At 30.8% G+C, this 22018-nt stretch carries 19 protein-coding genes, 6 tRNA genes and 2 riboswitches; of the genes, 24 read left to right on the forward strand and 1 reads right to left on the reverse strand.

Annotated features, from left to right (window positions below; genetic code table 11):
* Window positions 1-23: 23 nt before the first annotated feature.
* The gene (yyaC, locus tag EBB51_RS01020; RefSeq protein WP_123052741.1) at window positions 24-563 is read right to left on the reverse strand and encodes a spore protease YyaC; all 540 of its coding nucleotides are present in this window, start codon (window positions 561-563) and stop codon (window positions 24-26) included.
* A 184-nt stretch (window positions 564-747) separates the two neighbouring features.
* On the opposite strand from yyaC, the gene EBB51_RS01025 reads away from it, so the two are divergent.
* The 24 genes from EBB51_RS01025 (at window position 748) to grdB (ending at window position 21966) form a co-directional block, all read left to right on the forward strand.
* Window positions 748-1347, forward strand: coding sequence for a hypothetical protein (locus EBB51_RS01025; protein WP_123052742.1), 600 nt, complete (start codon window positions 748-750; stop codon window positions 1345-1347).
* Between the two features lie 161 nt (window positions 1348-1508).
* Window positions 1509-1584: transfer RNA gene (locus EBB51_RS01030), tRNA-Thr, on the forward strand.
* Between the two features lie 5 nt (window positions 1585-1589).
* Window positions 1590-1675: transfer RNA gene (locus EBB51_RS01035), tRNA-Tyr, on the forward strand.
* A gap of 8 nt (window positions 1676-1683) precedes the next feature.
* A tRNA-Val gene (locus EBB51_RS01040) sits at window positions 1684-1759 on the forward strand.
* An 85-nt stretch (window positions 1760-1844) separates the two neighbouring features.
* Window positions 1845-1930: transfer RNA gene (locus EBB51_RS01045), tRNA-Tyr, on the forward strand.
* A gap of 80 nt (window positions 1931-2010) precedes the next feature.
* Window positions 2011-2114, forward strand: a riboswitch (SAM riboswitch).
* Window positions 2115-2183: 69 nt separating this feature from the next.
* Entirely contained in the window at window positions 2184-3359 is a 1176-nt protein-coding gene (gene metK, locus EBB51_RS01050; protein ID WP_123052743.1) for a methionine adenosyltransferase, read from the forward strand.
* A 145-nt stretch (window positions 3360-3504) separates the two neighbouring features.
* A complete protein-coding gene (locus EBB51_RS01055) occupies window positions 3505-5763 on the forward strand; it encodes an ATP-dependent RecD-like DNA helicase (RefSeq protein WP_123052744.1) in 2259 nt (752 codons plus the stop codon).
* Complete coding sequence (locus EBB51_RS01060; protein ID WP_123052745.1) at window positions 5732-6724, forward strand: hypothetical protein; 993 nt, start codon at window positions 5732-5734, stop codon at window positions 6722-6724. Before EBB51_RS01055 ends, EBB51_RS01060 begins: the two co-directional genes overlap by 32 nt.
* Complete coding sequence (locus EBB51_RS01065) at window positions 6697-7377, forward strand: ComF family protein (protein WP_123052746.1); 681 nt, start codon at window positions 6697-6699, stop codon at window positions 7375-7377. The genes EBB51_RS01060 and EBB51_RS01065 overlap by 28 nt, the downstream gene beginning before the upstream one ends.
* A 1047-nt stretch (window positions 7378-8424) precedes the next feature.
* Window positions 8425-8637, forward strand: a complete 213-nt coding sequence (locus EBB51_RS01070) for a DNA-binding protein (protein ID WP_123052747.1) — start codon at window positions 8425-8427, stop codon at window positions 8635-8637.
* Window positions 8638-8900: 263 nt separating this feature from the next.
* A tRNA-Asn gene (locus tag EBB51_RS01075) sits at window positions 8901-8975 on the forward strand.
* A gap of 274 nt (window positions 8976-9249) precedes the next feature.
* The gene (locus tag EBB51_RS01080; RefSeq protein ID WP_123052748.1) at window positions 9250-10641 is read left to right on the forward strand and encodes a glycine--tRNA ligase; all 1392 of its coding nucleotides are present in this window, start codon (window positions 9250-9252) and stop codon (window positions 10639-10641) included.
* Window positions 10642-11111: 470 nt separating this feature from the next.
* Window positions 11112-11198: transfer RNA gene (locus EBB51_RS01085), tRNA-Leu, on the forward strand.
* Between the two features lie 255 nt (window positions 11199-11453).
* On the forward strand, window positions 11454-12368 hold the full coding sequence (locus EBB51_RS01090) for a MoxR family ATPase (protein ID WP_123052749.1): 915 nt from the start codon (window positions 11454-11456) through the stop codon (window positions 12366-12368).
* A complete protein-coding gene (locus EBB51_RS01095) occupies window positions 12365-14074 on the forward strand; it encodes a hypothetical protein (protein WP_150131711.1) in 1710 nt (569 codons plus the stop codon). The genes EBB51_RS01090 and EBB51_RS01095 overlap by 4 nt, the downstream gene beginning before the upstream one ends.
* A gap of 253 nt (window positions 14075-14327) precedes the next feature.
* Window positions 14328-15056, forward strand: coding sequence for an N-acetylmuramoyl-L-alanine amidase (locus EBB51_RS01100; protein WP_123052751.1), 729 nt, complete (start codon window positions 14328-14330; stop codon window positions 15054-15056).
* 130 nt (window positions 15057-15186) lie between these two features.
* Window positions 15187-15654, forward strand: coding sequence for a tRNA (cytidine(34)-2'-O)-methyltransferase (locus EBB51_RS01105; RefSeq protein ID WP_123052752.1), 468 nt, complete (start codon window positions 15187-15189; stop codon window positions 15652-15654).
* A gap of 15 nt (window positions 15655-15669) precedes the next feature.
* Window positions 15670-16509 carry a DegV family protein gene (locus tag EBB51_RS01110; RefSeq protein WP_123052753.1) on the forward strand — a complete coding sequence of 280 codons (840 nt, stop codon included), beginning with the start codon at window positions 15670-15672 and terminating at the stop codon, window positions 16507-16509.
* 183 nt (window positions 16510-16692) lie between these two features.
* Window positions 16693-16858: riboswitch (glycine riboswitch) on the forward strand.
* 133 nt (window positions 16859-16991) lie between these two features.
* Window positions 16992-17369, forward strand: coding sequence for a GrdX family protein (locus EBB51_RS01115; RefSeq protein WP_123052754.1), 378 nt, complete (start codon window positions 16992-16994; stop codon window positions 17367-17369).
* Window positions 17370-17415: 46 nt separating this feature from the next.
* Window positions 17416-18348 carry a thioredoxin-disulfide reductase gene (gene trxB, locus EBB51_RS01120; RefSeq protein WP_123052755.1) on the forward strand — a complete coding sequence of 311 codons (933 nt, stop codon included), beginning with the start codon at window positions 17416-17418 and terminating at the stop codon, window positions 18346-18348.
* Window positions 18349-18358: 10 nt separating this feature from the next.
* Window positions 18359-18691 carry a thioredoxin family protein gene (locus EBB51_RS01125; protein ID WP_123052756.1) on the forward strand — a complete coding sequence of 111 codons (333 nt, stop codon included), beginning with the start codon at window positions 18359-18361 and terminating at the stop codon, window positions 18689-18691.
* A gap of 20 nt (window positions 18692-18711) precedes the next feature.
* On the forward strand, window positions 18712-19998 hold the full coding sequence (locus tag EBB51_RS01130; RefSeq protein WP_123052757.1) for a glycine/sarcosine/betaine reductase component B subunit: 1287 nt from the start codon (window positions 18712-18714) through the stop codon (window positions 19996-19998).
* A gap of 171 nt (window positions 19999-20169) precedes the next feature.
* On the forward strand, window positions 20170-20640 hold the full coding sequence (grdA, locus tag EBB51_RS01135; RefSeq protein WP_123054945.1) for a glycine/sarcosine/betaine reductase complex selenoprotein A: 471 nt from the start codon (window positions 20170-20172) through the stop codon (window positions 20638-20640).
* Between the two features lie 21 nt (window positions 20641-20661).
* Window positions 20662-21966 carry a glycine reductase complex selenoprotein B gene (grdB, locus tag EBB51_RS01140; RefSeq protein ID WP_123052758.1) on the forward strand — a complete coding sequence of 435 codons (1305 nt, stop codon included), beginning with the start codon at window positions 20662-20664 and terminating at the stop codon, window positions 21964-21966.
* Window positions 21967-22018 lie beyond the last annotated feature (52 nt).

Raw genomic sequence — 22018 nt, forward strand, 5'->3', positions numbered from 1 at the left:
TTCTGTGTAAGAATTTTACTTTTTTATATTGCGGATTTAGGATTGTCGTAAAGATAATATGAATGAACAATGGAGTGGCATATAGCTTTAGCAATATTAAATACTAAGTTTAATCGTATATTGTTATTGTTAAACATTTCTTCAGTATTATTAGATCCTACTATACCTATAATTGATGTTTCGCCAACTTCTGGTAAGGATTTGCCAACCCCTTTTCCAGGATGAATAGGATAATCACGTGCCTGAATTTCACCTATATTTGTTTCATCTCCAAGACAGGCATCAATTCCAATTATATTATTGTATGGATGAAGAGATTTAATCTCTTCTAATTTTTTATCAATATTTAAAGCATGTATTGGTTTTTCTATGGTACCATATACTGGCAAAGGGAAACCATTGAATTTTAATAATGTTCCAACTAATGGACCTAAACAATCTCCTATGCACTTATCAGTTCCAATACACATTATTATAGAATTCCTATTAATATAATCTTTTAAAAAATAAGCTATATTATAATAACATAGTGGATTTTTATAATTAGATTTTACCTTGTTCAAAAAAATCACCTCCTGATGGGACAAGTATGCACCTTATAAAGATAATCCCTAAATTATTTATATGACTTAAACTATTTAAATATTAAAGTTCAAGAATAAAAAATACATACTTGACAATAATGAGTAAATGATGAGTAATATAGTGCAGCATACGCTGCACGAGATATAATTGGGAGGAATAAGAATGAATAAGAAAATCTTATCATTTATCATAATTTTATGTACCATTATATCTGTCTTTATAATAAGATATGTTCATAAAGTAAACATTAATGATAATTTTATAAGTAATAAGATAAGTGTCTTTAATAATAAACAAAACAAGCATCAAAATAATAATAACGATAATAATATAAAAAAGTTTTCATATCTCTTTAGTGATATATGCTTTACGAATATAAATAGTGACTATAAAAAAGGTAAATTAGATGAAATAGGTGAAAAATTTAAAGATGATAAGAGAGCGTTCTTTAGTGACAGCAGCGAAGTTGTTAAAAATGATACTTCGAAAAGTATAAATAAATTGCCCAAAAGTGAAGAAGAAAATAAATCCATTTCTAAAATATCTAATTCTAATCCAGAAAAAAGTTTAACTGCTGCAGACATGGAAAAGTTAAATAGCATGGCTAATAAGTTACCTGCAGTCGATTGTGAAAAGGTCAAAAGTTGGCTTAAAAGTGGTAAAACCCAAGATATTGAAAAAGCTCTTAAATTATTGAAACAGAGGCTATCTAACGATGATTATCAAAAAATTAAAACTATATATGACAAGTTTATAAGTTAAAAGTAAACACATGCGTAAAGTAAAGAAATATATTGTAATGTGAAGAAAAATCCATGTAATATTATATAATCACTAAAGCATACAGTTGAATTTAGAATCACAACAATGTATACTATTTGATGTTGGCGTTAGTACAACTTAATAATTTAAATGGTTTTTATGCTGGCATAGCTCAGTTGGTAGAGCAACTGACTTGTAATCAGTAGGTCGAGGGTTCGAGGCCTTCTGCCAGCACCAAATACGGAGGAATTCCCGAGCGGCCAAAGGGGGCAGACTGTAAATCTGTTGTCATTCGACTTCGATGGTTCGAATCCATCTTCCTCCACCATAAATTATGGGCGCATAGCTCAGCTGGGAGAGCATCTGCCTTACAAGCAGAGGGTCACAGGTTCGAGCCCTGTTGTGCCCACCATTTAAATTAAATGTTAGTAGTATTTAAGTAATTAGTTTACTTAAAGTATGAATTTATGTAAAATGATTTTATTAATTAATAATATGGAGGAATTCCCGAGCGGCCAAAGGGGGCAGACTGTAAATCTGTTGTCATTCGACTTCGATGGTTCGAATCCATCTTCCTCCACCATAAAAACACTTTTACGTGTTTTATTTTTATATAACTATATGTTTAAATCTACTAAATTTGTAATTAATTTAATATTTAAACTCTTATCAAGAGAGGTGGAGGGAAAGGGCCCGATGAAACCCGGCAACCAGCTGTGAGCTAAGGTGCCAATTCCTGCAGTATAAATTAACCTGCAAGATAAGAGAGTTGTTAAGTAATTTAACCTCTTCTTATTGAAGAGGTTTTTATTTTATGAAATTGGAGGGGTAAATTTATGAGAAGATTGTTCACATCTGAATCAGTTACAGAAGGACATCCAGATAAAATGTGCGATCAAATTTCAGATGCTATTCTGGATGCTATATTGGAGAAAGATCCTAATGGTAGAGTAGCTTGTGAAACGGCTACAACTACAGGAATGATTCTAGTAATGGGAGAGATATCTACTAATTGTTACATAGATATTCCTAAGATAGTTAGAGAAACTGTAAAGGAAATAGGATATACTAGAGCAAAGTTTGGATTTGATTGTTCTACTTGTTCGGTTATAACATCAATCCATGAACAATCATCAGATATAGCACTTGGTGTAGATGAAGCACTAGAATCAAAAAAAGGTGAAATGGATAAAACTGAAGCTATAGGTGCTGGAGATCAAGGAATGATGTTTGGATTTGCTACGAATGAAACTCCAGAATATATGCCCATGCCTATTTCTTTAGCTCATAAACTTGCAAGAAGATTAGCTAAAGTTAGAAAGGATGGAACTTTAGATTATTTAAGACCTGATGGGAAAACGCAAGTTACTGTTGAATATGATGATAACAAACCGGTTAGAATAGATACTGTGGTTGTGTCAACTCAACATGATTCTGATACAACGCACGATCAAATAGAAAATGACATTATAGAACATGTAATAAAACCAGTTATTTCACCTGAACTTTTAGATGAAAATACTAAGTATTTTATAAATCCAACTGGAAGATTTGTAGTTGGAGGTCCTCAAGGAGATTCAGGACTTACAGGTAGAAAGATAATAGTTGATACCTATGGTGGATGTGGAAGACACGGCGGCGGTGCTTTTTCAGGAAAAGATCCAACGAAGGTTGATAGATCTGCTGCTTATGCTGCAAGATGGGTATCTAAAAATTTAGTTGCAGCTGGAGCTGCTGATAAATTAGAAATACAACTTGCATATGCTATAGGTGTTGCACAGCCAGTTTCTATAACAGTTGATACTTTTGGAACATCAAAGATATCAGAGGATAAGATTGTAGAAATAGTTAAAAAGGTATTTGATCTAAGACCTGCAGCTATAATAAAGGAATTAGATTTAAGAAGACCGATTTACAAACAGATTGCTGCTTATGGACATTTTGGAAGAACTGATATAGACTTGCCTTGGGAAAGACTAGATAAGGTTCAAGAAATAAAGAAATATATCTAAAGTTAATTTTGAAGTTTATTAAGGATTTAGTGTGATTATAAGATTTATCATGCTAAATCTTTTTTTTGATAGTATATATTCTATTTTTATATGATTTAATGATATAATTATTGATAAATAAAATAACATATTTAGGAGAGATTGTATGCAAGAATTACAAGGAAACATTGACAGTATACTTTTTCAAAGTGATAGTGATGGATATGTAGTTGCACGATTTAAAGAAAAATTTAAGCGTCAATGTATCACAATAGTTGGATGTATACCATATATTACAGAGGGCGAAAATTTAAAGTTAGAAGGTGAGTGGACTACTCATCCGCACTTCGGAAAACAATTCAAGGTATCTTCGTGTGAAGAAATTGTTCCAGATTCTACAGCAGGTATAGAAAGATATCTTGCATCTGGAGTAATATCTGGAATAGGACCTGTAACTGCTAGAAAAATTGTTGAAAAGTTTGGAGAAAAAACTTTAGAAATTTTAGATAATGATATAACAAGGCTTCGAGAGATAGAAGGAATAGGAGAAAAAAAGATACAATTGATATGTAATTCTTACTCAAAACAAAATGAAATAAGAAGTCTTATGATTTTTTTTCAAACATATGGGATCACAGCAAATCAATGTGTAAAGATACACAAAAAGTTTGGAAATGATTCTATAAAAGTTATTAAAGAAAATCCTTATGTATTAACTGAAGAAATATCTGGTATAGGATTTAAAACGGCTGACAAAATAGCAAGAAATGCTGGTATACAATTGAATTCTCCTTTTAGAATACAAAGCGGTATAAAATATATAGTAAATAACTTTTGCGGATTAGGCAATACGTATATGCCTTTTGATCTTCTAATAAATAGAGCCATCGAATCTCTAGGTGTGTCTAGAAAAGAAATTGAAGAAAATATATATGATAGTTCTGCAAGCGGAAAGATAAAACTGGAGAATGTTAATAGTAAGATTTGTGTATTTACTCTCCCTTACTATTATTGTGAAATGAATATTACAAGAAAGATACTTCAGTTATCACTTTCGAAGTATGAAGACATTAAAATTGATGTAAATAAGGAAATAGAAAAGTTTGAAGAGAATAATAATGTTAAATTTGCCGATTCACAAAAAGAAGCTATAAATGGAGCTTTTAAAAATGGAATTGAAATAATTACAGGAGGACCTGGTACAGGAAAAACTACAATCATAAATGCGATAACTCAAATATTTGAAGAAATTAACTATAAGGTATTTATGGCTGCTCCAACTGGAAGAGCTGCAAAGAGAATGACTGAAGCTACTGGAAGAGAGGCTAAGACTATTCACAGGCTGCTTGAAATGGGTATAAGTGAAGGGCAAGATAATATATTGTATTCACGCGGTGAGGGAGCACCTCTTGAGTGCGATGTACTAATAATAGATGAAGCATCAATGATAGATGTGATGCTTATGAGTAATTTGTTAAAAGCAATTTCAGTAGGTACTAGGCTTATAATAGTTGGCGATGCTGACCAGCTTCCGTCGGTTGGACCAGGTAACGTCCTTAGAGATTTAATACAAAGCAAATGCGTAAAAATTGTTAGACTTAAAGAAATTTTTAGGCAGTCACGTGAAAGTTTGATTATTGTAAATGCACATAAGATTAATAATGGAGAAATGCCAATTTTAAATAAAAAGGGGAAAGATTTTTATTTTATAAGATGTAATAATCCTGAAAATATATTAGATACGTTAGTGCAGCTTATAGACAAAAGACTTCCTAAATTTAATAAGAATTGGGATAAGATGAGGCATATTCAAATACTATCACCTATGAGAAAAGGCGTATTGGGAATTAATAATTTAAATACCAAACTTCAAGAAATACTAAATGTTAAAAGTAAGGAGAAAAAAGAAAAGGAATTTAGAGATAGTATTTTTAGAGTAGGCGATAAAGTTATGCAAATTAAAAATAATTATTCATTAAAATGGGTTAGAATATCAGGAGATGGCGAAAATGAAGGACTCGGAGTATTCAATGGAGATGTTGGGTATATAGAAGACATAGATAATGATAAAAATACTCTAACTGTGATATTCGACAATGAAAAAAGAGTAGTATATGATAATTTGTATTTGGACGAATTAGAACTTGCTTATGCTATAACTATACACAAAAGTCAAGGGAGTGAATTCCCAGTTGGTATTATGCCTATATTTATGGGACCACCTTTACTTATGAATAGAAATTTATTATATACTGCTATAACTAGGGCAAAACAGATGGTTGTATTAGTTGGAGACTTGAAGGCTTTAAAATTTATGATAAATAATGATAAAAGTTTTGAGAGGTATTCATTATTAAAATACAGAATAATGGATATAATGGAGAGTGGGTTAAATGCTGACATACCAGAAGTTAAAGCTGAGTAAACAGAAAAGTAAGATAAGTCAAGATATATTAAATTGGAGTACTGGAAATCAAAAAATTCTAAATGTAATATCTCCACCGTATAATTCAACTGATGTATTTATAAATGTTATATTATTTCACTTATTTAATGGAAAAAGAGTAGTATATATAACAGATGAAAAGTCTGACAATCTAAATATAGTTAGAAGCGTAAAACCATACTTAAATGTAAAAACTAGAAATAAGTTACTAAAAGTATGTGATTTTAAAAATGCCGAAAATTTATGTGAAAATTATGACTTAGTGATATATGATAACTTAAGTGCATTTCCGCTGTATAATAAGCGTAAAATATTTCATTTATTAGATAAGCTGTCAAATGAAAATGCTAAATTTATAATTTATTCTATAGAAAATATACTCGAAATGGGAGAAGAGATTATTCTTCCAATAAGGGATGATAAAAAGCCTCTAATTGAACCTAGAACTATACTTACGAGAATTGACATAAGTCAGGATATACCATTTGTCATATATGATTATTTACAGTGTTCTATTAAATCAGATAGAAAAGTTATAATATGCGTACCTAATGATCATAACATAGATGAAATATACAGTTATATAAATAGATATTGCAGTAATATGACTCAAAACGTAACATGTGTACATAAAATACACAGTGATAAAGTTATAAGTAATTTTAAAAAGCTGAAAAATGGAGTATGTATAACAGACAGCTTTGATATATTTAATTATAATATTCAAAATGTAGATACTATGGTTTACTTTGCAGATAGTCCTAAATTTGATTATAAAAAATTAGTGTATATTTGTGCAGGCGCAAATAGAAATAGAAAAAACTTGGAGGGAGAGGTTATATTTTTGGCAAATAAGGAAACTTATGATATGGAAAAAGCCAAGGATATAATGAGAAATTTTAATAAAGAAGCATGGGAAGAAGGATTATTAAAAATTTAAAGTTTATAAAAGAATGTATACTGTCAGTAATATATACATCAGATCAAAAATGTATAATATGTAAATCAGAATTATACGACGATGAAGTTATATGTTCCAATTGTAAAGAAAATATTAAGTTTTGTAAAAGTGGTTTTTATATAGGAGAGTTTGGCAAAGAGTACAATGCTTATAGTGCAGCTTATTATTCAAAAACTATAATGGAACTTATAATTGGACTAAAGTATAAAAGTAACTTTGAGGCCGGCAGACTTTTAGCAAAATATATGGTAAATACTATAAACATTAACCATATAGATTTTGATTATATAACGTATGTTCCTATGACAAAAAGTTCTTTAAGAAATAGAGGCTATAATCAAAGTGCATATCTCTCAAAAGTGATTTCCGATAAACTTGATATACCTGTAATTGACTGCTTAAAAAAAGTAAAATCTACGAAAGATCAAATAGGACTTAATGGAAAACAAAGATGGATGAATATGAAAAATAGTTTTAAATATATAAGTGGATACAATATAAATGGCAAGAATATTTTAATAGTTGATGATGTTATAACTACCGGTGCAACAGCATATTATTGTGCAGAAGAATTAAAGAAAAATGGTGCTAGAAAAATTAAGATATTGACTGCAGCAAAAAGTAGAGTATAATTTTATTTGTGAGTCAGTTTTGTGGTTGAAAGTCGATGCCAGTCGCAGGCGAAGCGATCCACGTAAGTTAAATAAAATATTTAATGAGCATGGTGCGGTTTAGATGTAAGTCCTGCCGCCTAGGGGCGAGAGAATTAGTAGTGAGAGACTAAAGTTGGGTAGCGAAAGTTCCAGCAGGCGAGTGTGGGGTCAAAGACCAGGTCAAATGACTTATAAATGCACTAACTGTGCAAATTAGCAGTCTTTTTTAAGGCTGCTATATTTATTTGAAATCAAAAATTTTGGCCTATTCCCGACCTAAAAAAATTGATATAGGATAATTTACATATTAGTTAATACTAGGTGCCTTATTTATAAAATATTAAGATTTATCAGGAAAATAGTTGCTTTTTCAGTAACATTTACGTGTAACATATGTTATTATAGTAGTATAGAAGTTTGGATAAACAGCAGCACTACAGTAAATCCCTGCTGTAGCAAAGGCACTCTTTAAATAGAGTGTCTTTTTAAACTTAAAATTATTTTGTTAGTATAAAGTTATAAAAGAAAAAATCTAAGCATCTACTAAGTAAAAAAATAGTAGGTGCTTTTATTGTGATTAAATTTAATGAATATAACATCTAGTGTTAAATAGCATTAATAACAATAAAATTAGCTATACCTATTAACCTTTTACGTAGGTTTAATATAATATAGTTATAAGCAGGAGGTGAAGAAGTGATATGGATAAGTAAATTAATAGCTTTAGTAATTTCAATACTAACAATTCGTCAAATTCAATTAACCAGTAGAAAGACGAAATTAGAAATTGAAAAACTAAAGCTAGAAATTAAAAAGCTGAGGAAAGGGAAATAACTTTCCTCTCCACAATATTTTATTTACTTATCATTATACCACGGTAATATGAAAATATTAAATTATTTTTTAATAACTTGTGTTGTAGTGATTATTGTTCTTGGGGGCAGACTTATAATACTTAAGATGGAAAAAAATAAATTAGAAGATGAAAAAAATAAATTATTAAAAAAGCAAGATAAGGAGTAAATTATGGATAGAGGGGAGTTAATAAAATTAATTAAAGATAATACTATGGATTCGAGCGAAGTTGCTAAATATTTAGGTATAAGTAAGCAAAGACTTTCTGATATGAATAGGCAGAGTAAACTTGTAGCAATAAAAAAAGGAATTTACTTAAAAGAAGATGTTGAAAAGAGAAAGTTAGAACAAAATGAGCTTAGGAAAAAATACTATAAGAGATAATTTTTAAGCCTAGCGGTGTTAATTCTGCTGGGCTTTATTTTTACATAAGATTGCATTAACCTAGGAATATTATTTTATGATAAAATTAATAGAAAGTCATTAATGGAGACTAATATGCAAATTGATAATATGATAACTTTTTTGAGACTATTATATTAATTTTATTACAAGTTATTTAAAATTATAATAAAAGCAAAAAAATATGTAAAAAATATTGCATTTTTAAAAATACATGATATAATAATATATGTAAATTAAATTGTTCCGCGATAGCTCAACGGTGGAGCATTCGGCTGTTAACCGAAGGGTTGAAGGTTCGAATCCTTTTCGCGGAGCCAATTTTATTTTTTTTTGAATAATTTTGATTGACAATTATAAAAATAATGTTACAATAGATATAATTAAATATTTCATAATGATAAAGAAAAGTAACTATAATGTCTTTAAAGAGAAATTGTGGGTGGTGGAAACAATTAGGGCCTTATTGTGAATGGAGCTTTTGAATGATAAGAAGAGAGTAGGACTTATGTCAAAAAGGGTGGAACCGCGGAAAAAGCTTTCGTCCCTTAAGATTAGGTTCTTTTTTTTATATAATTTAAGGAGGTATTAGTAATGAAAAATGAAAAAAGTATGGATAAAGTAGTAGCCTTATGTAAAAGTAGAGGTTTTGTATACCCTGGGTCAGATATATATGGAGGTCTTGCAAATACATGGGATTATGGTCCTATGGGAGTTGAACTAAAAAATAATGTAAAAAAGGCATGGTGGCAGAAGTTTGTTCATGAAAGCAAATATAATGTTGGAATAGATGCTGCTATTTTAATGAATAAAGAAGTATGGGTTGCATCAGGCCATGTTGGAAACTTTTCAGATCCACTTATGGATTGTAAGGAATGCAAATCAAGATTTAGAGCAGATAAACTAGTAGAAAAACACATGACTGAAAGTGGAATAGAAGAGGCTAGTGCAGATGGCTGGAGTAATGAAAAATTAAAAAAGTATATCGATGATAATAATATCAACTGTCCTAGTTGTGGTAAACACAATTTTACAGATATAAGGCAATTTAATCTTATGTTTAAAACTTTTCAAGGTGTAACGGAAGATTCTAAATCCGAGACATTTTTAAGACCTGAAACTGCACAAGGCATATTTGTAAATTTTAAGAATGTTCAAAGAACAACAAGAAAGAAAATCCCATTTGGTATAGCTCAGATAGGAAAATCTTTTAGAAATGAGATAACTCCAGGAAACTTTACTTTTAGAACTAGGGAATTTGAACAAATGGAATTAGAGTTTTTCTGCAAACCAGGAACAGATTTAGAATGGCATGATTACTGGAAAAAGCATACTTGGAATTTCTTACTAAGGCTTGGAATAGATGAAAAAAATATAAGATTTAGAGATCATAAAAAAGAAGAATTATCTCACTATAGTAAAGCAACTTCTGACATTGAGTATCTGTTCCCATTTGGCTGGGGAGAATTATGGGGAGTTGCAGATAGAACTGATTATGATTTAAGGCAGCATCAAGAGCATTCTGGAAAAGATATGACTTATCTTGATCCAGTTACTAATGAAAGATATATACCATATTGTATAGAGCCATCAGTTGGAGCTGATAGAATTGTTCTTGCATTTTTAGTAGATGCTTATAATGAAGAAGAGTTAGAAAATGGAGATACAAGAACAGTATTACACCTGCATCCAGCTATAGCTCCATTTAAAGCAGCAGTACTTCCTCTTACTAAGAAGTTATCTGAAAAAGCTTCAGAAATTTATGATCAACTTAGACGTGATTTTAGTGTTGACTATGATGAAGCAGGAAGTATAGGTAAAAGATATAGAAGAGAAGATGAAGCAGGAACTCCTTATTGTATAACAGTAGACTTTGATACATTAGAGGATAATACAGTAACAGTTAGAGATAGAGATACTATGGAACAGTTTAGAATAAAAATAGATGAAATTAAAGGATTCTTGAAAGAAAAGGTAGAATTTTAATATTAAAATATAAAAAACAAGACCAGAGTTCAAAATCTGGTCTTGTTTTTTATATAAATTACATAAATTTATACAAAAAACAAAATTACCGGATTTTTATCCGGTAAAATAGGGTTTAATCATGGGGATATGTTATATGTTTAATTAAAACTTGGGGAATTATATTAATGTTTCCTTACGGCACGATTATAGTATAGCATATGTTATCAACAAATTTCAACAATATAATCAAAATTGTTAAATTAAATATTTTCTAACAATTCTGACCTAGCGATATATTGTTAAAATAAGTTCAAATTTAGTTGCATTTTGGATAAATATGTCTTAAAGCTGACTATTATAGCATTTGTAATATATATTAACTTTAAATGTTTCGGTAAAATATCTATAACTTAACAAATATTAAGAAGTAAAGACATAAATTTATTTTGCAATGATAATATAGATTGTGATATAATAATATCGTTCATGCGGATATGGCGGAATTGGCAGACGCGCTAGATTCAGGTTCTAGTGAGGGAAACTTCATGCAGGTTCAAGTCCTGTTATCCGCACCAAGAGCCTTGTGAAATCAACATTTCACGGGGCTTTTATTTTTTTTATAATTTATTAAAAGTACTAAAAACTCTCATAAGATTCTTTAAAAATTTTTTATAGAATTAACGAGGGTTTTTATTAATTAAAAGTAATAATAAAGTATTAAGTTATATTGACGGAAACCAATGTATAGCATAATATGTAAATAGATGTTCAAACGTATATATATTTATATATTAAATTAAAGCAGCTGCGGAAGTGTTGGAGGCGTTAATATGTTAGATTTTTTAAGAAAAGAGGGAATTAGTGAAAATCTAATTACTGAAATAGAACGTTATCAAAATTTTTATAATGTGAATCCCGATATAAGATATAGAATACCAAAACCTAAATATAATTATTACGGAAAAGAAATTTGGGAGGAAGCAATTACAGCTCTTCTCTGTGGTGAAAACCTTCTCCTTGTTGGTCCTAAAGCAAGTGGAAAAAACGTTTTTGCAGAAAACCTAGCAGCTGCGTTTCAAAGACCAAGCTGGGATATTTCCTTTCACGTTAACACAGATTTTTCATCTCTTATTGGTTCTGATACATTTAAAAACGGACAAGTTGTTTGGAGGCATGGTCCTATTTATGAATGTGCAGTACTAGGAGGTTTTGGAGTCCTTGATGAAATTAATATGGCAAGGAATGAATCTATTGCACTTCTTCATGCTGCATTAGATTTTCGAAGAATTATTGATATACCTGGTTATGATAAGATTCCTCTAGAAAATGCAACTAGATTTATTGCTACGATGAATTATGGATATGCAGGTACAAGAGAAGTTAATGAAGCTTTGGTTTCACGTTTTATGGTTATTGAAATGCCAACTATTTCTTCCGAGAATCTTATGAAGTTACTTAAACGAGAATTTCCTAATATGAATAATAAATATATTAAACAATTTGCAGGACTATTTCAGGATCTTCAAGACAAAAGTGAAAATTCGGAGATTTCCACGAAATCCGTGGATCTAAGAGGTCTCATTTCTTCCATTCATCTTATAGATAAGGGTCTTGAAGCATCTAGAGCACTCAAGATGGGCATTACAAATAAATCTTTTGATAACTTTGAAAGAGAGCTTATAGAAGATGTTATTAGTCTCAGGATACCCAAAAATGTGAAAAGAGGTGAAATTTTTATAGATTGACTATGCAAGAAGAAAACAAGGAAATAAAAAAAGCTGATAATATTATATGGAACGCTTCATCTGATTACTCATTTGATTCAGAAATCAAGGTATATGATGAAGATGGAAAGGCTGATCTTTACTTAAATTATATTATCGGAGCTGTTCATAAATATTATGATTATTCACTTCTAAAAAGTTTTTTCAATTACCTTAAAAAAGATACTAATCATGCATTGCTAGAAGAATTAACTTGGATAGGTTTAGAAAACTGCACTTATAAAAAGGCAAAAGATGAACGACTAGTTCTTGAAAATCTGCGAAGAAATTATTCAAAAAAATTTCTTGATAAATGTAATCCAGATTTAGCTGTTGACATTATAGATGAAATCAAGATAGCTTATTTTCAGCGGATATTGGGTCAAAAACCTAAAACAACAAAATTAGTGCTTAACATTTTAAATTATTTAGAGTTTGATGAGAACATGGATACGAAACAGATTATATCTCGTATGAATGAGATTATAAAAGTTTATTTCAAATATAAACCTGCTCACAGTGAGGAAAAAAGTGTACCAAAAAAATTTAAAAAAAACAAAAGCATTTTTCAAATAGATAGTAAGCAGTTGAGCTCCTGGCACAATTCATTTTTTAAACGTTTTAATTCAATGGCTGTTGAATTAAAAAGAGCTTTTAGTTGGTTTAAATCCATGAATCAAAGTAATTCAGATGAGATAAAGTTTATACAAGGATATTATGGGTCATCAATTCTACAAGAACTGCAGGCAAAGGCTTTTGAAGAGGTTCTGTGTGTTGGAAACCATAAAAATTGTCACATCCATTTTACAAGAGGGGATTTTGACGTTAATGTTAGGGTCAATAAGAATGCAGCTGAACATAGAAATGATGTTTTAAAACAGAGAGAAAAAAATAATGCAAATTATAACGAAAACCTTGCGAGAAACAATAATAGTATTTTAAAGCTGACGAACAAAATTAGAAATGTTATGCTTGTCAATCGCGAGTTTTCCTGCAGAGCGGAGACGGGGAAATTTATAGCAGGAAACGTCTGGAGAAATCTTTATCTTTATGATAATAAGATTTTTATAAAAAGTTTTAAAAATGATGCTAAAAATTTAACTGTGGATATAATGTTAGATGCATCGCTATCACAGACAAAGCGTCAGGAAGTTATTGCAGCAGAGGGGTATATTATAGCTGAAAGCCTTACACGCTGTCAAATCCCTGTAAGAGTCTACTCCTTTTGCAGTCTTAAAAATTATACAATTATTAACCTTTTCCGTGATTACAACGAAACTAACAAAAATAGTAAGATTTTTGATTATAATGCTTCAGGATGCAATAGAGACGGTTTATCTGTACGTACTGCACTTTATATGATGAAAAGTTTAAAATGTGAAAATAAAATACTAATAGTCCTATCTGATGGAAGACCTAATGATATGCAGTGCATACAAGACAGCGAAACTAATCGTGCTGAATATGATTATGCAGGTGTCATGGGTGTAAATGATACTGCTTTGGAAGTGAGAAGAGGTCGTCAGGATGGAGTTTCTATCCTTGGTATTTTCACAGGGAGTGATGAGGATTTTCCTGCCGCAAAAAAGATATATGGACACAACTTAGTTCATATAAAATCTTCAGAAAGGTTTGCTGATACAGTAGGAGTTATGTTAGAAAATGAATTAAATAATATGTATGATTGAGTAAAAACTTTACGGAATCATATTAATAGGAGAAGCCTATAATTTTTTTAACATATAGTAAATTGATACGACCAATACATTTATAACAATTGATTATTATTTTATTTCATATTATAATAAGTTTACAGATAACTTTATACAGGTATTTACTTAAATGTAAATAAATTAATAAACATGAGAGTTTTGAGCAGGGTAAATTCCTGCTGATAAATGTATATTAGAAATTGAATAACGATGGATTAGGAGGATTAAAATGAGAATTGCAAACAGAAAAAAGTTTATGCTTTCCTGTATTTTTTTTACTTTATTATCGTTATTGTTTGGGAAAAATCAAGTTTTGTGCAATGGGGGTTCTACTGTAAAAGGACAAGCTGTTATGGCATCAAGTAAAGATAAAGGGGTTTTAATTAAGCATAAACAGGAGAATAATAAATATACTATAGTTCTAGATGCAGGTCATGGTGGTGTTGACAATGGTACTAGCTATGGAAATATGTACGAGAAAAACTTGACTCTAAAAATAGTTAAATATGCACAAGAATATCTTGAAAATGAGGGATATAACGTTGCGCTTACAAGAAATAGTGATGTACTTGTGCCATTAAAAGAAATAGGCAGCAGAGTAAATGCGGCAAATGGAGATGTATTTGTTTCTGTTCATATTAATTCAATTAATGATACAGATTTTAATGGTATTACTACATTATACTATGATCCAAAAGGATATCAAACTAATCAGAGGATAAAATTGTCGGAGATATTAGAAAATCAAGCAGTTAAGTCTGACAATTGGAACAGTAAAGGAATAAAGAAACAAAATGTGGCTGTACTTAGATATAGTAAGATACCTTGTGCTTTAGTTGAGTGTGGTTTTATAACAAATAAGGATGATAGGGACAAGCTATCTAAGGATAGTGTTCTTAAAAATTTAGCACAGAATATCTCTGATGGTATAATAAAATATCTTGATAGTGGTAAGTGACAAGCTGTATAAGTTAGTAAGTTTTCTTTTACCACTTTCTCTTTACTCTTTAGATGTTATGGGGTAATATATTAAGAAGAGTTTTATAAGAATAAATAATTTTATTGGTTATTGAAAAGGAGGACTTGTGGTGAGTTTAAATATAGTATTATTTCAGCCAGAAATACCGCAAAATACTGGCAATATAGCAAGAACTTGTGTTCTTACTGGTAGTAAACTTCATCTTATAAAACCATTGGGCTTTAGTTTAGATGAAAAACATTTAAGGAGAGCAGGACTTGATTATTGGCCTTATCTAGATTTAAGTATATATGAGTCATATGAAGAATTAAGAGAAAAATATAAGAATTCAACATTTTATTTTTCTACAACTCATGGAGAAAATTTTTATCATGAAGCTAATTTTAAAGATGGCGATTTTATTGTTTTTGGTAGAGAATCCTGTGGATTGCCAGATTATATAAGAGAAAGTGATCCTAAAAGATGTATAAGAGTACCAATGATAAATACAACGACACGTTCGCTGAACTTATCAAATACAGTTGCTATAGTGGCATATGAAGCATTAAGACAGATGAACTTTCCGATTATGAAGTAGGAAGGAAGCGAATCAATGGAAAAAATAAAAATAATTACAGATAGTACTTCAGATTTACCAGTTAATATAATAAAAAAATATGATATTGAAGTCCTTCCGCTAATTGTCAATGTTGAAGGTAAAAGCTATAGGGATGAATTGGATATAAATTTAATTGGGCTTTTTAAGAAAATGGATAATAGCAGTGAATTTCCGACTACTTCACAAGTTAATCCTCAAAGGTTTATGGATTGTTATAAAAAGTATTTAGATGAAGGATTTAAGATAATATCAATACATATATCATCAAAGTTTAGCGGTACATATCAATCAGCATGCATAGCTAAAGATACATTGCAAAGCCAAGATATAACTATAATAGATAGTTTAAATGTGACTTCAGGATTGGGTATTTTAGTTATAAAAGCTGCTAAACTTAAGGAAAAGGGTTATGAAGTTAAAAAAATAGAAGAATCTATATTGGAAACTATTCCGCATGTTAAAAGTGCATTAGTATTTGATACTTTGGAGTATCTTGTCAAGGGTGGAAGGCTGTCCAAAACCGCTGGGATCATAGGAAGTATACTTGATATAAAATTGATATTAGAAATAAAAGACGGTGAGCTTGTTGTTATAGATAAAGTTAGAGGAAGCAGAAAAGCTGTGAGAATCATACTTGAATATTTAAGCAAAAAAAATATGAAAAAAGATGATAGTGCTGTACTTGTACATGCTAAAAATAAAGATGTACTTGAAATATTGAGAAGAGAATTGCAGTTAAAAGTTGACGGCCTTATAGAATGTACTGTAGGGTGTGTAGTAGGAATACATGCAGGACCGCGTGCCTGTGCAATATTTTTTGTAGAGGATTATTAATTATTTAAGGTATATTGACTTTAACTGATGTACCTTTTATTTATGTTTTTAGAATGAGTTATATATATGGTAAATTTATAGATGCTATAACAAAACAAAATAAGACATATATTGAAAATGTATAGAAAAGTTTCGATATATGACATATAATATAACTGATACATAAAGTATTAATATATTTGGATGAATTTTTCGGGAGATTAAGTATAAGTACCAAACGCTGTATAATTTGTTTGGGATGACTACTTAGCTATAATTTTTATAGTATCCTTAAGTGGATAGCCGAAGGAACAAGTATTATCTCCTTAAATAATATGAATTTCTCAGGCACAAGGACCGAAAAAGGACATAACTCTGGAAAGTATTGAACACCGAAGGAGTAAATCTCTCAGGTTAAAAGGACAGGGGTAAAAGGGTAGTCTTTTACTTATGTCCTTAATTTTTTATACAAATTTAATTGAAGATTCTGAAAGGAGCGGGATGTGATAGAGCCAGTAATAATTGTTACTAATAATCCATTGAGTAGAGACAGATTCCAAACTAAACATAAGGTTTATTTTATAAATGGAAATGTCATGGATGTATTAAAAATGGTAAGAGATTATGTACACTGCGGACATAAACTTTTAACACATCCACTGGTGGGAAGTGTTAAACCAAATCAAATACCATATAGAACTATTTTACTAAGCAGTGATAAAAAAGAAAATGTAGACTTTCAATCTCTAGGTTATATAGAAAAGAGTATTTATACAACTCAAAAGTTTATAAAAAATTATGACATTCCAATGTGGGATTCTAGTGTTTTAAATGATTTTTCAGTAATAGATTATGACATTATAAAACACGTATTTGAGTAGTATTTTATATTAAAAGTTACATTTTTAATAAAATCGGAGGTGTAATATGTCACATTTGTATGATTGTGTAATAATTGGAGGAGGACCAGCTGGGCTTTCTGCAGGTATTTATGCATCTAGATCCAGAATGAATACATTGTTGATAGAAAGGGCAAAATATGGAGGACAGGCGACTACGACAGATGAACTAGAGAATTATCCAGGATCTATTGAAGATTGCACAGGAACAAGTTTAAGTCAAAGAATGAAGAGTCAAGCAATGAACTTTGGAACAAAGTTTGTTAAAGATGAAATAATTGATGTTGATTTAGATGGTGAAGTAAAAGTTATAAAAGGCAAAAATGACAAATACGAAGCTAGGACAGTTATAATTGCAACTGGAGCAAATCCTAGACTTTCGGGATTTAAGAATGAAAAAGAATTAAGAGGACGTGGAATTTCATACTGCGCAACTTGTGATGCAGACTTTTTTACTGACTTAGATGTTGCAGTAGTAGGTGGAGGAGATTCGGCTATTACTGAAGCAATTTATCTTACAAAGTTTGCTGAACATGTTACAGTTATACACAGAAGAGATGAGCTAAGAGCAGTTAAATCACTGCAAGAAAAGGCATTTGCCAATGATAAAATAAGTTTTATATGGAATTCAACTGTAGAAGAAGCTGTAGGTGATGAAATATTAGAGGAGTTAGTTATAAAAAATAAAATAACAGGTGAAAAAAGTAAATTAAAAGTTAACGGATGTTTTGTATTTGTTGGATATAATCCTATTTCTGAGTTATTTAAAGGTAAGGTTTCTATGGATGGAAGGGAATATATCATAACTGATGAAGACATGAGAACTAACGTACCAGGTGTATTTGCAGCAGGTGATATAAGAAAGAAGTCATTAAGACAAGTTATAACTGCAGCAGCAGATGGTGCAATAGCAGCAACTACTGCTGAAAAATATATAGAAGAAAATAAAATTTTAGGTTAGGAGGGTTAACATGGTTGAACTTACAAAACAAAATTTTGAAGACGAAATTTTAAATTATGCTGATAAGCCTGTATTTGTAGATTTTTGGGGTGATAAATGCGAAGTATGTAAAGAACTTATGCCTGGAGTCCATGAATTGGAGAAAAAGTATGGTGATAAGATTAAGTTTTCAAGCCTTAATATAAGCAAAGCTAGAAGACTTGCAATAGGACAAAAAGTTTTAGGATTACCTACTATGATAATTTACAATAAGGGAGAAAAAGTTAACACGATTACTGCAGATAAAATTACTTCATTGCAAGATGTTGAAAGTTTTATTAAATCATATTATGAGACACTATAAAAAATTTGGAGGTGAGTATATTGCGTTTAGAGATAGGAAAAATTAATATTAATGATCTTCAATTTGGCAGTGAAACAAAGATTGAAAATGAAGTTTTATATGTCAATAAAGATGAATTACTGAATAAAATTAGTAATGATGACAGAATTCAAAGTATTAAATTAGATATTGCTAAGCCAGGCGAAGAAATTAGAATAATACCTGTAAAAGATGTAATTGAGCCTAGGGTTAAAGTTGAAGGTAAAGGGGGTATATTCCCTGGATTTATAAGCAAAGTTGATACTGTTGGTTCTGGAAGAACACATGTTTTAAGTGGTGCTGCAGTAGTTACTACAGGCAAAGTTGTTGGATTTCAAGAAGGTATTATAGACATGAGTGGAGAAGGTGCAAAGTATACACCATTTTCAAAGACAAACAATTTAGTAATAACTTGTGAAGTCAAAGATGGGGTAAACCAGCATGAACATGAAGAAGTTCTTAGAATATTAGGATTTAAAGCAGCAGCTTATCTTGGTGAAGCAGGAAAAAATGTAAAACCAGATGAACTTAAAGTGTATGAAACTTTGCCGCTTTTGGAGCAAGTTAAAAAGTATCCAGATTTGCCTAAAGTAATTTATGTTTATATGCTTCAAAGTCAAGGATTGCTGCATGATACGTATGTATATGGAGTAGATGCAAAAAAGATTATACCAACATTTTTATATCCAACAGAAGTATTTGATGGTGCAGTAGTTAGTGGAAATTGTGTATCAGCTTGTGATAAGAATCCAACTTATGTACATTTGAATCATCCAGTTATTGAAGATTTATATGACAGACATGGTAAAGATATTAACTTTTTAGGCTGTGTTATCACGAATGAAAATGTTTACCTTGCAGATAAAGAAAGATCTTCTAGTTATACTGCTAAATTAGTAAAGTTCCTTGGAGCTGATGCTGTAATAATATCAGAAGAAGGATTTGGAAATCCAGATGCTGATCTTGTTATGAATTGCAATAAAATAAGTGATATGGGTATTAAAACGGTGCTTATAACTGATGAATATGCAGGACAAGATGGAAGTTCACAATCACTTGCAGATTCTACAGCAAAAGGAGATGCTGTTGTTACTGCTGGAAATGCTAATGAAGTAATAGTACTTCCTAAGATGAAAAAAGTAATAGGACACCCTGAAGCTGCTAACATAATTGCCGGCGGCCACAATGGAAGCTTAAGAAAAGATGGTTCCATAGAGGCTGAACTCCAGGTCATAACTGGATCTACCAGCGAAGTTGGATTTAATAATTTAAGTGCTAAAGTATATTAAATCAAAAGTTAGCTTAAAACAAAGTATCCTATTAAATTTTATAAAAATAAAAAGTGTCCAAATTTTATTATAAAGCAAGTTACCTTAAATTATAAGGTTTATTTAAAAGTAGAATGTGTCTATAGATAAATTATAGTTATACAAATGAAATGAAAAGTTTAGAGGAGGATGATTTCTATGTTAAAAGGCAAAAAAGTTATTGCTATAGGAGATAGAGATGGAATACCAGGACCAGCTATTGAAGCTTGTGTAAAATCAGCTGGAGCAGAAGTTATTTTTGCATCAACAGAATGCTTTGTTTGAACGGCCGCAGGTGCTATGGATCTGGAGATCCAACAAAGAGTAAAAGACTTAACAGAAAAATATGGTGCAGAAAATATAGTTGTAATTTTAGGTGGAGCAGAAGCAGAAGCATCAGGACTTTCAGCTGAGACAGTAAGTGCTGGGGATCCAACATTTGCTGGACCACTTGCAGGTGTTGAACTTGGTCTTGCTGTGTATCACATGGTTGAACCAGAAGTAAAAGAAGAATGTGATGCTGCTGTTTACGATGAGCAGTGTGGAATGATGGAAATGGTATTGGATGTAGATGAAATAATTAGTGAAGTTAAAAATGTAAGAAAAGAGTATTCTAAATATTAAAACTTGAAGGGAGGTAATTATATGATTAAGGTTATACATTATATAAATCAATTCTATGCTGGCATAGGTGGAGAAGAAAAAGCCAATGTAGAACCTGAAGTTAGAGAGGGATTTGTAGGACCCGGTATGGCATTGAATAATTTAATAAAAAAAGATGATGCCCAAATAGTTGCTACAATTATATGCGGAGATTCTTATTTTAATGAAAATATGGATAAAGCTAAAGAACAAATAATAGATATGGTAAAAAGGTATAACCCAGATTTGTTTATAGCAGGGCCAGCTTTTAATGCAGGAAGGTATGGTATGGCTTGCGGTGCTATATCAAAGGAAGTTATTGATAAATTATCTATACCAGCAGTTACAGCTATGTATCCTGAAAATCCGGGGGTTGATTTATTTAAAAAGTATGTATATATAGTTGAAACTAAAAATAGTGCAGTTGGAATGAGAAAGGCTCTTCCAAAGCTTGCAGGTTTAGGTTTGAAACTTGTTAAAAATGAAGAAATAGGAGATCCTGAAGAAGAAGGATATATAGAAAGAGGAATAAGAAAAAATTGCTTTAGGGGAGAAAGAGGCTCCAAAAGAGCAGTTGATATGCTCGTAAAAAAATTAAATGGAAAAGAATTTACTACTGAATTTAAAATGCCTGTATTTGACAGAGTAGATCCAAATCCGCCTGTAAAAGATATAACTAAAGCAAAAATTGCCTTAGTTACATCAGGTGGAATAGTTCCTAAAGGCAACCCAGATCATATAGAGTCTTCAAGTGCTTCTAAGTTTGGAAAGTATAATATAGAAGGAATTGATGATTTAACATCTCAAACATATGAGACAGCACACGGCGGATATGATCCAAGTTATGCAAATAGTGATGCTGATAGGGTACTGCCTGTCGATGTATTGAGAAAGATGGAAAAGGAAGGCAAAATAGGTTCACTCCACAAATACTATTATGCTACTGTTGGAAATGGTACAGCAGTGGCTTCAGCTAAAAAGTATGGTGAAGCAATAGTTAAAGAACTTATAGCCGACGGTGTTCAAGCAGTTATACTAACCTCCACCTGAGGAACTTGTACTCGCTGCGGTGCAACGATGGTAAAAGAAATAGAAAGAGGAGGATTGCCAGTAGTTCATATGTGTACAGTAGTTCCTATATCATTAACAGTAGGAGCTAATAGGATAGTACCTACTGTTGCGATACCTCATCCTCTTGGAAATCCTAACCTTAGCTCAGAAGATGAGTTTAAATTAAGGTATAAGTTAGTTGAAAAGGCATTAACTGCACTTTCAACTCCTGTTGATGGACAAAAGGTGTTTGAATAATAATTATATAACCGGGAATTAAAAATTGAAGATATTTAATTTTTAATTCCCA

Source organism: Clostridium sp. JN-1, from assembly GCF_003718715.1.
Classification (GTDB): Bacteria; Bacillota; Clostridia; order Clostridiales; family Clostridiaceae; genus Clostridium_AV.

What these genes read in the sequence shown, in the direction of transcription:
- EBB51_RS01100 (WP_123052751.1), top strand. Translation starts at nt 14,328, where the DNA reads ATGAGAATTGCAAACAGAAAAAAGTTTATGCTTTCCTGTATTTTTTTT.
- EBB51_RS01080 (WP_123052748.1), top strand. Translation starts at nt 9,250, where the DNA reads ATGAAAAATGAAAAAAGTATGGATAAAGTAGTAGCCTTATGTAAAAGT.
- EBB51_RS01065 (WP_123052746.1), top strand. Translation starts at nt 6,697, where the DNA reads ATGGGAAGAAGGATTATTAAAAATTTAAAGTTTATAAAAGAATGTATA.
- EBB51_RS01060 (WP_123052745.1), top strand. Translation starts at nt 5,732, where the DNA reads ATGCTGACATACCAGAAGTTAAAGCTGAGTAAACAGAAAAGTAAGATA.
- EBB51_RS01090 (WP_123052749.1), top strand. Translation starts at nt 11,454, where the DNA reads ATGTTAGATTTTTTAAGAAAAGAGGGAATTAGTGAAAATCTAATTACT.
- EBB51_RS01070 (WP_123052747.1), top strand. Translation starts at nt 8,425, where the DNA reads ATGGATAGAGGGGAGTTAATAAAATTAATTAAAGATAATACTATGGAT.
- EBB51_RS01125 (WP_123052756.1), top strand. Translation starts at nt 18,359, where the DNA reads ATGGTTGAACTTACAAAACAAAATTTTGAAGACGAAATTTTAAATTAT.
- metK (WP_123052743.1), top strand. Translation starts at nt 2,184, where the DNA reads ATGAGAAGATTGTTCACATCTGAATCAGTTACAGAAGGACATCCAGAT.
- EBB51_RS01025 (WP_123052742.1), top strand. Translation starts at nt 748, where the DNA reads ATGAATAAGAAAATCTTATCATTTATCATAATTTTATGTACCATTATA.
- trxB (WP_123052755.1), top strand. Translation starts at nt 17,416, where the DNA reads ATGTCACATTTGTATGATTGTGTAATAATTGGAGGAGGACCAGCTGGG.
- EBB51_RS01110 (WP_123052753.1), top strand. Translation starts at nt 15,670, where the DNA reads ATGGAAAAAATAAAAATAATTACAGATAGTACTTCAGATTTACCAGTT.
- EBB51_RS01055 (WP_123052744.1), top strand. Translation starts at nt 3,505, where the DNA reads ATGCAAGAATTACAAGGAAACATTGACAGTATACTTTTTCAAAGTGAT.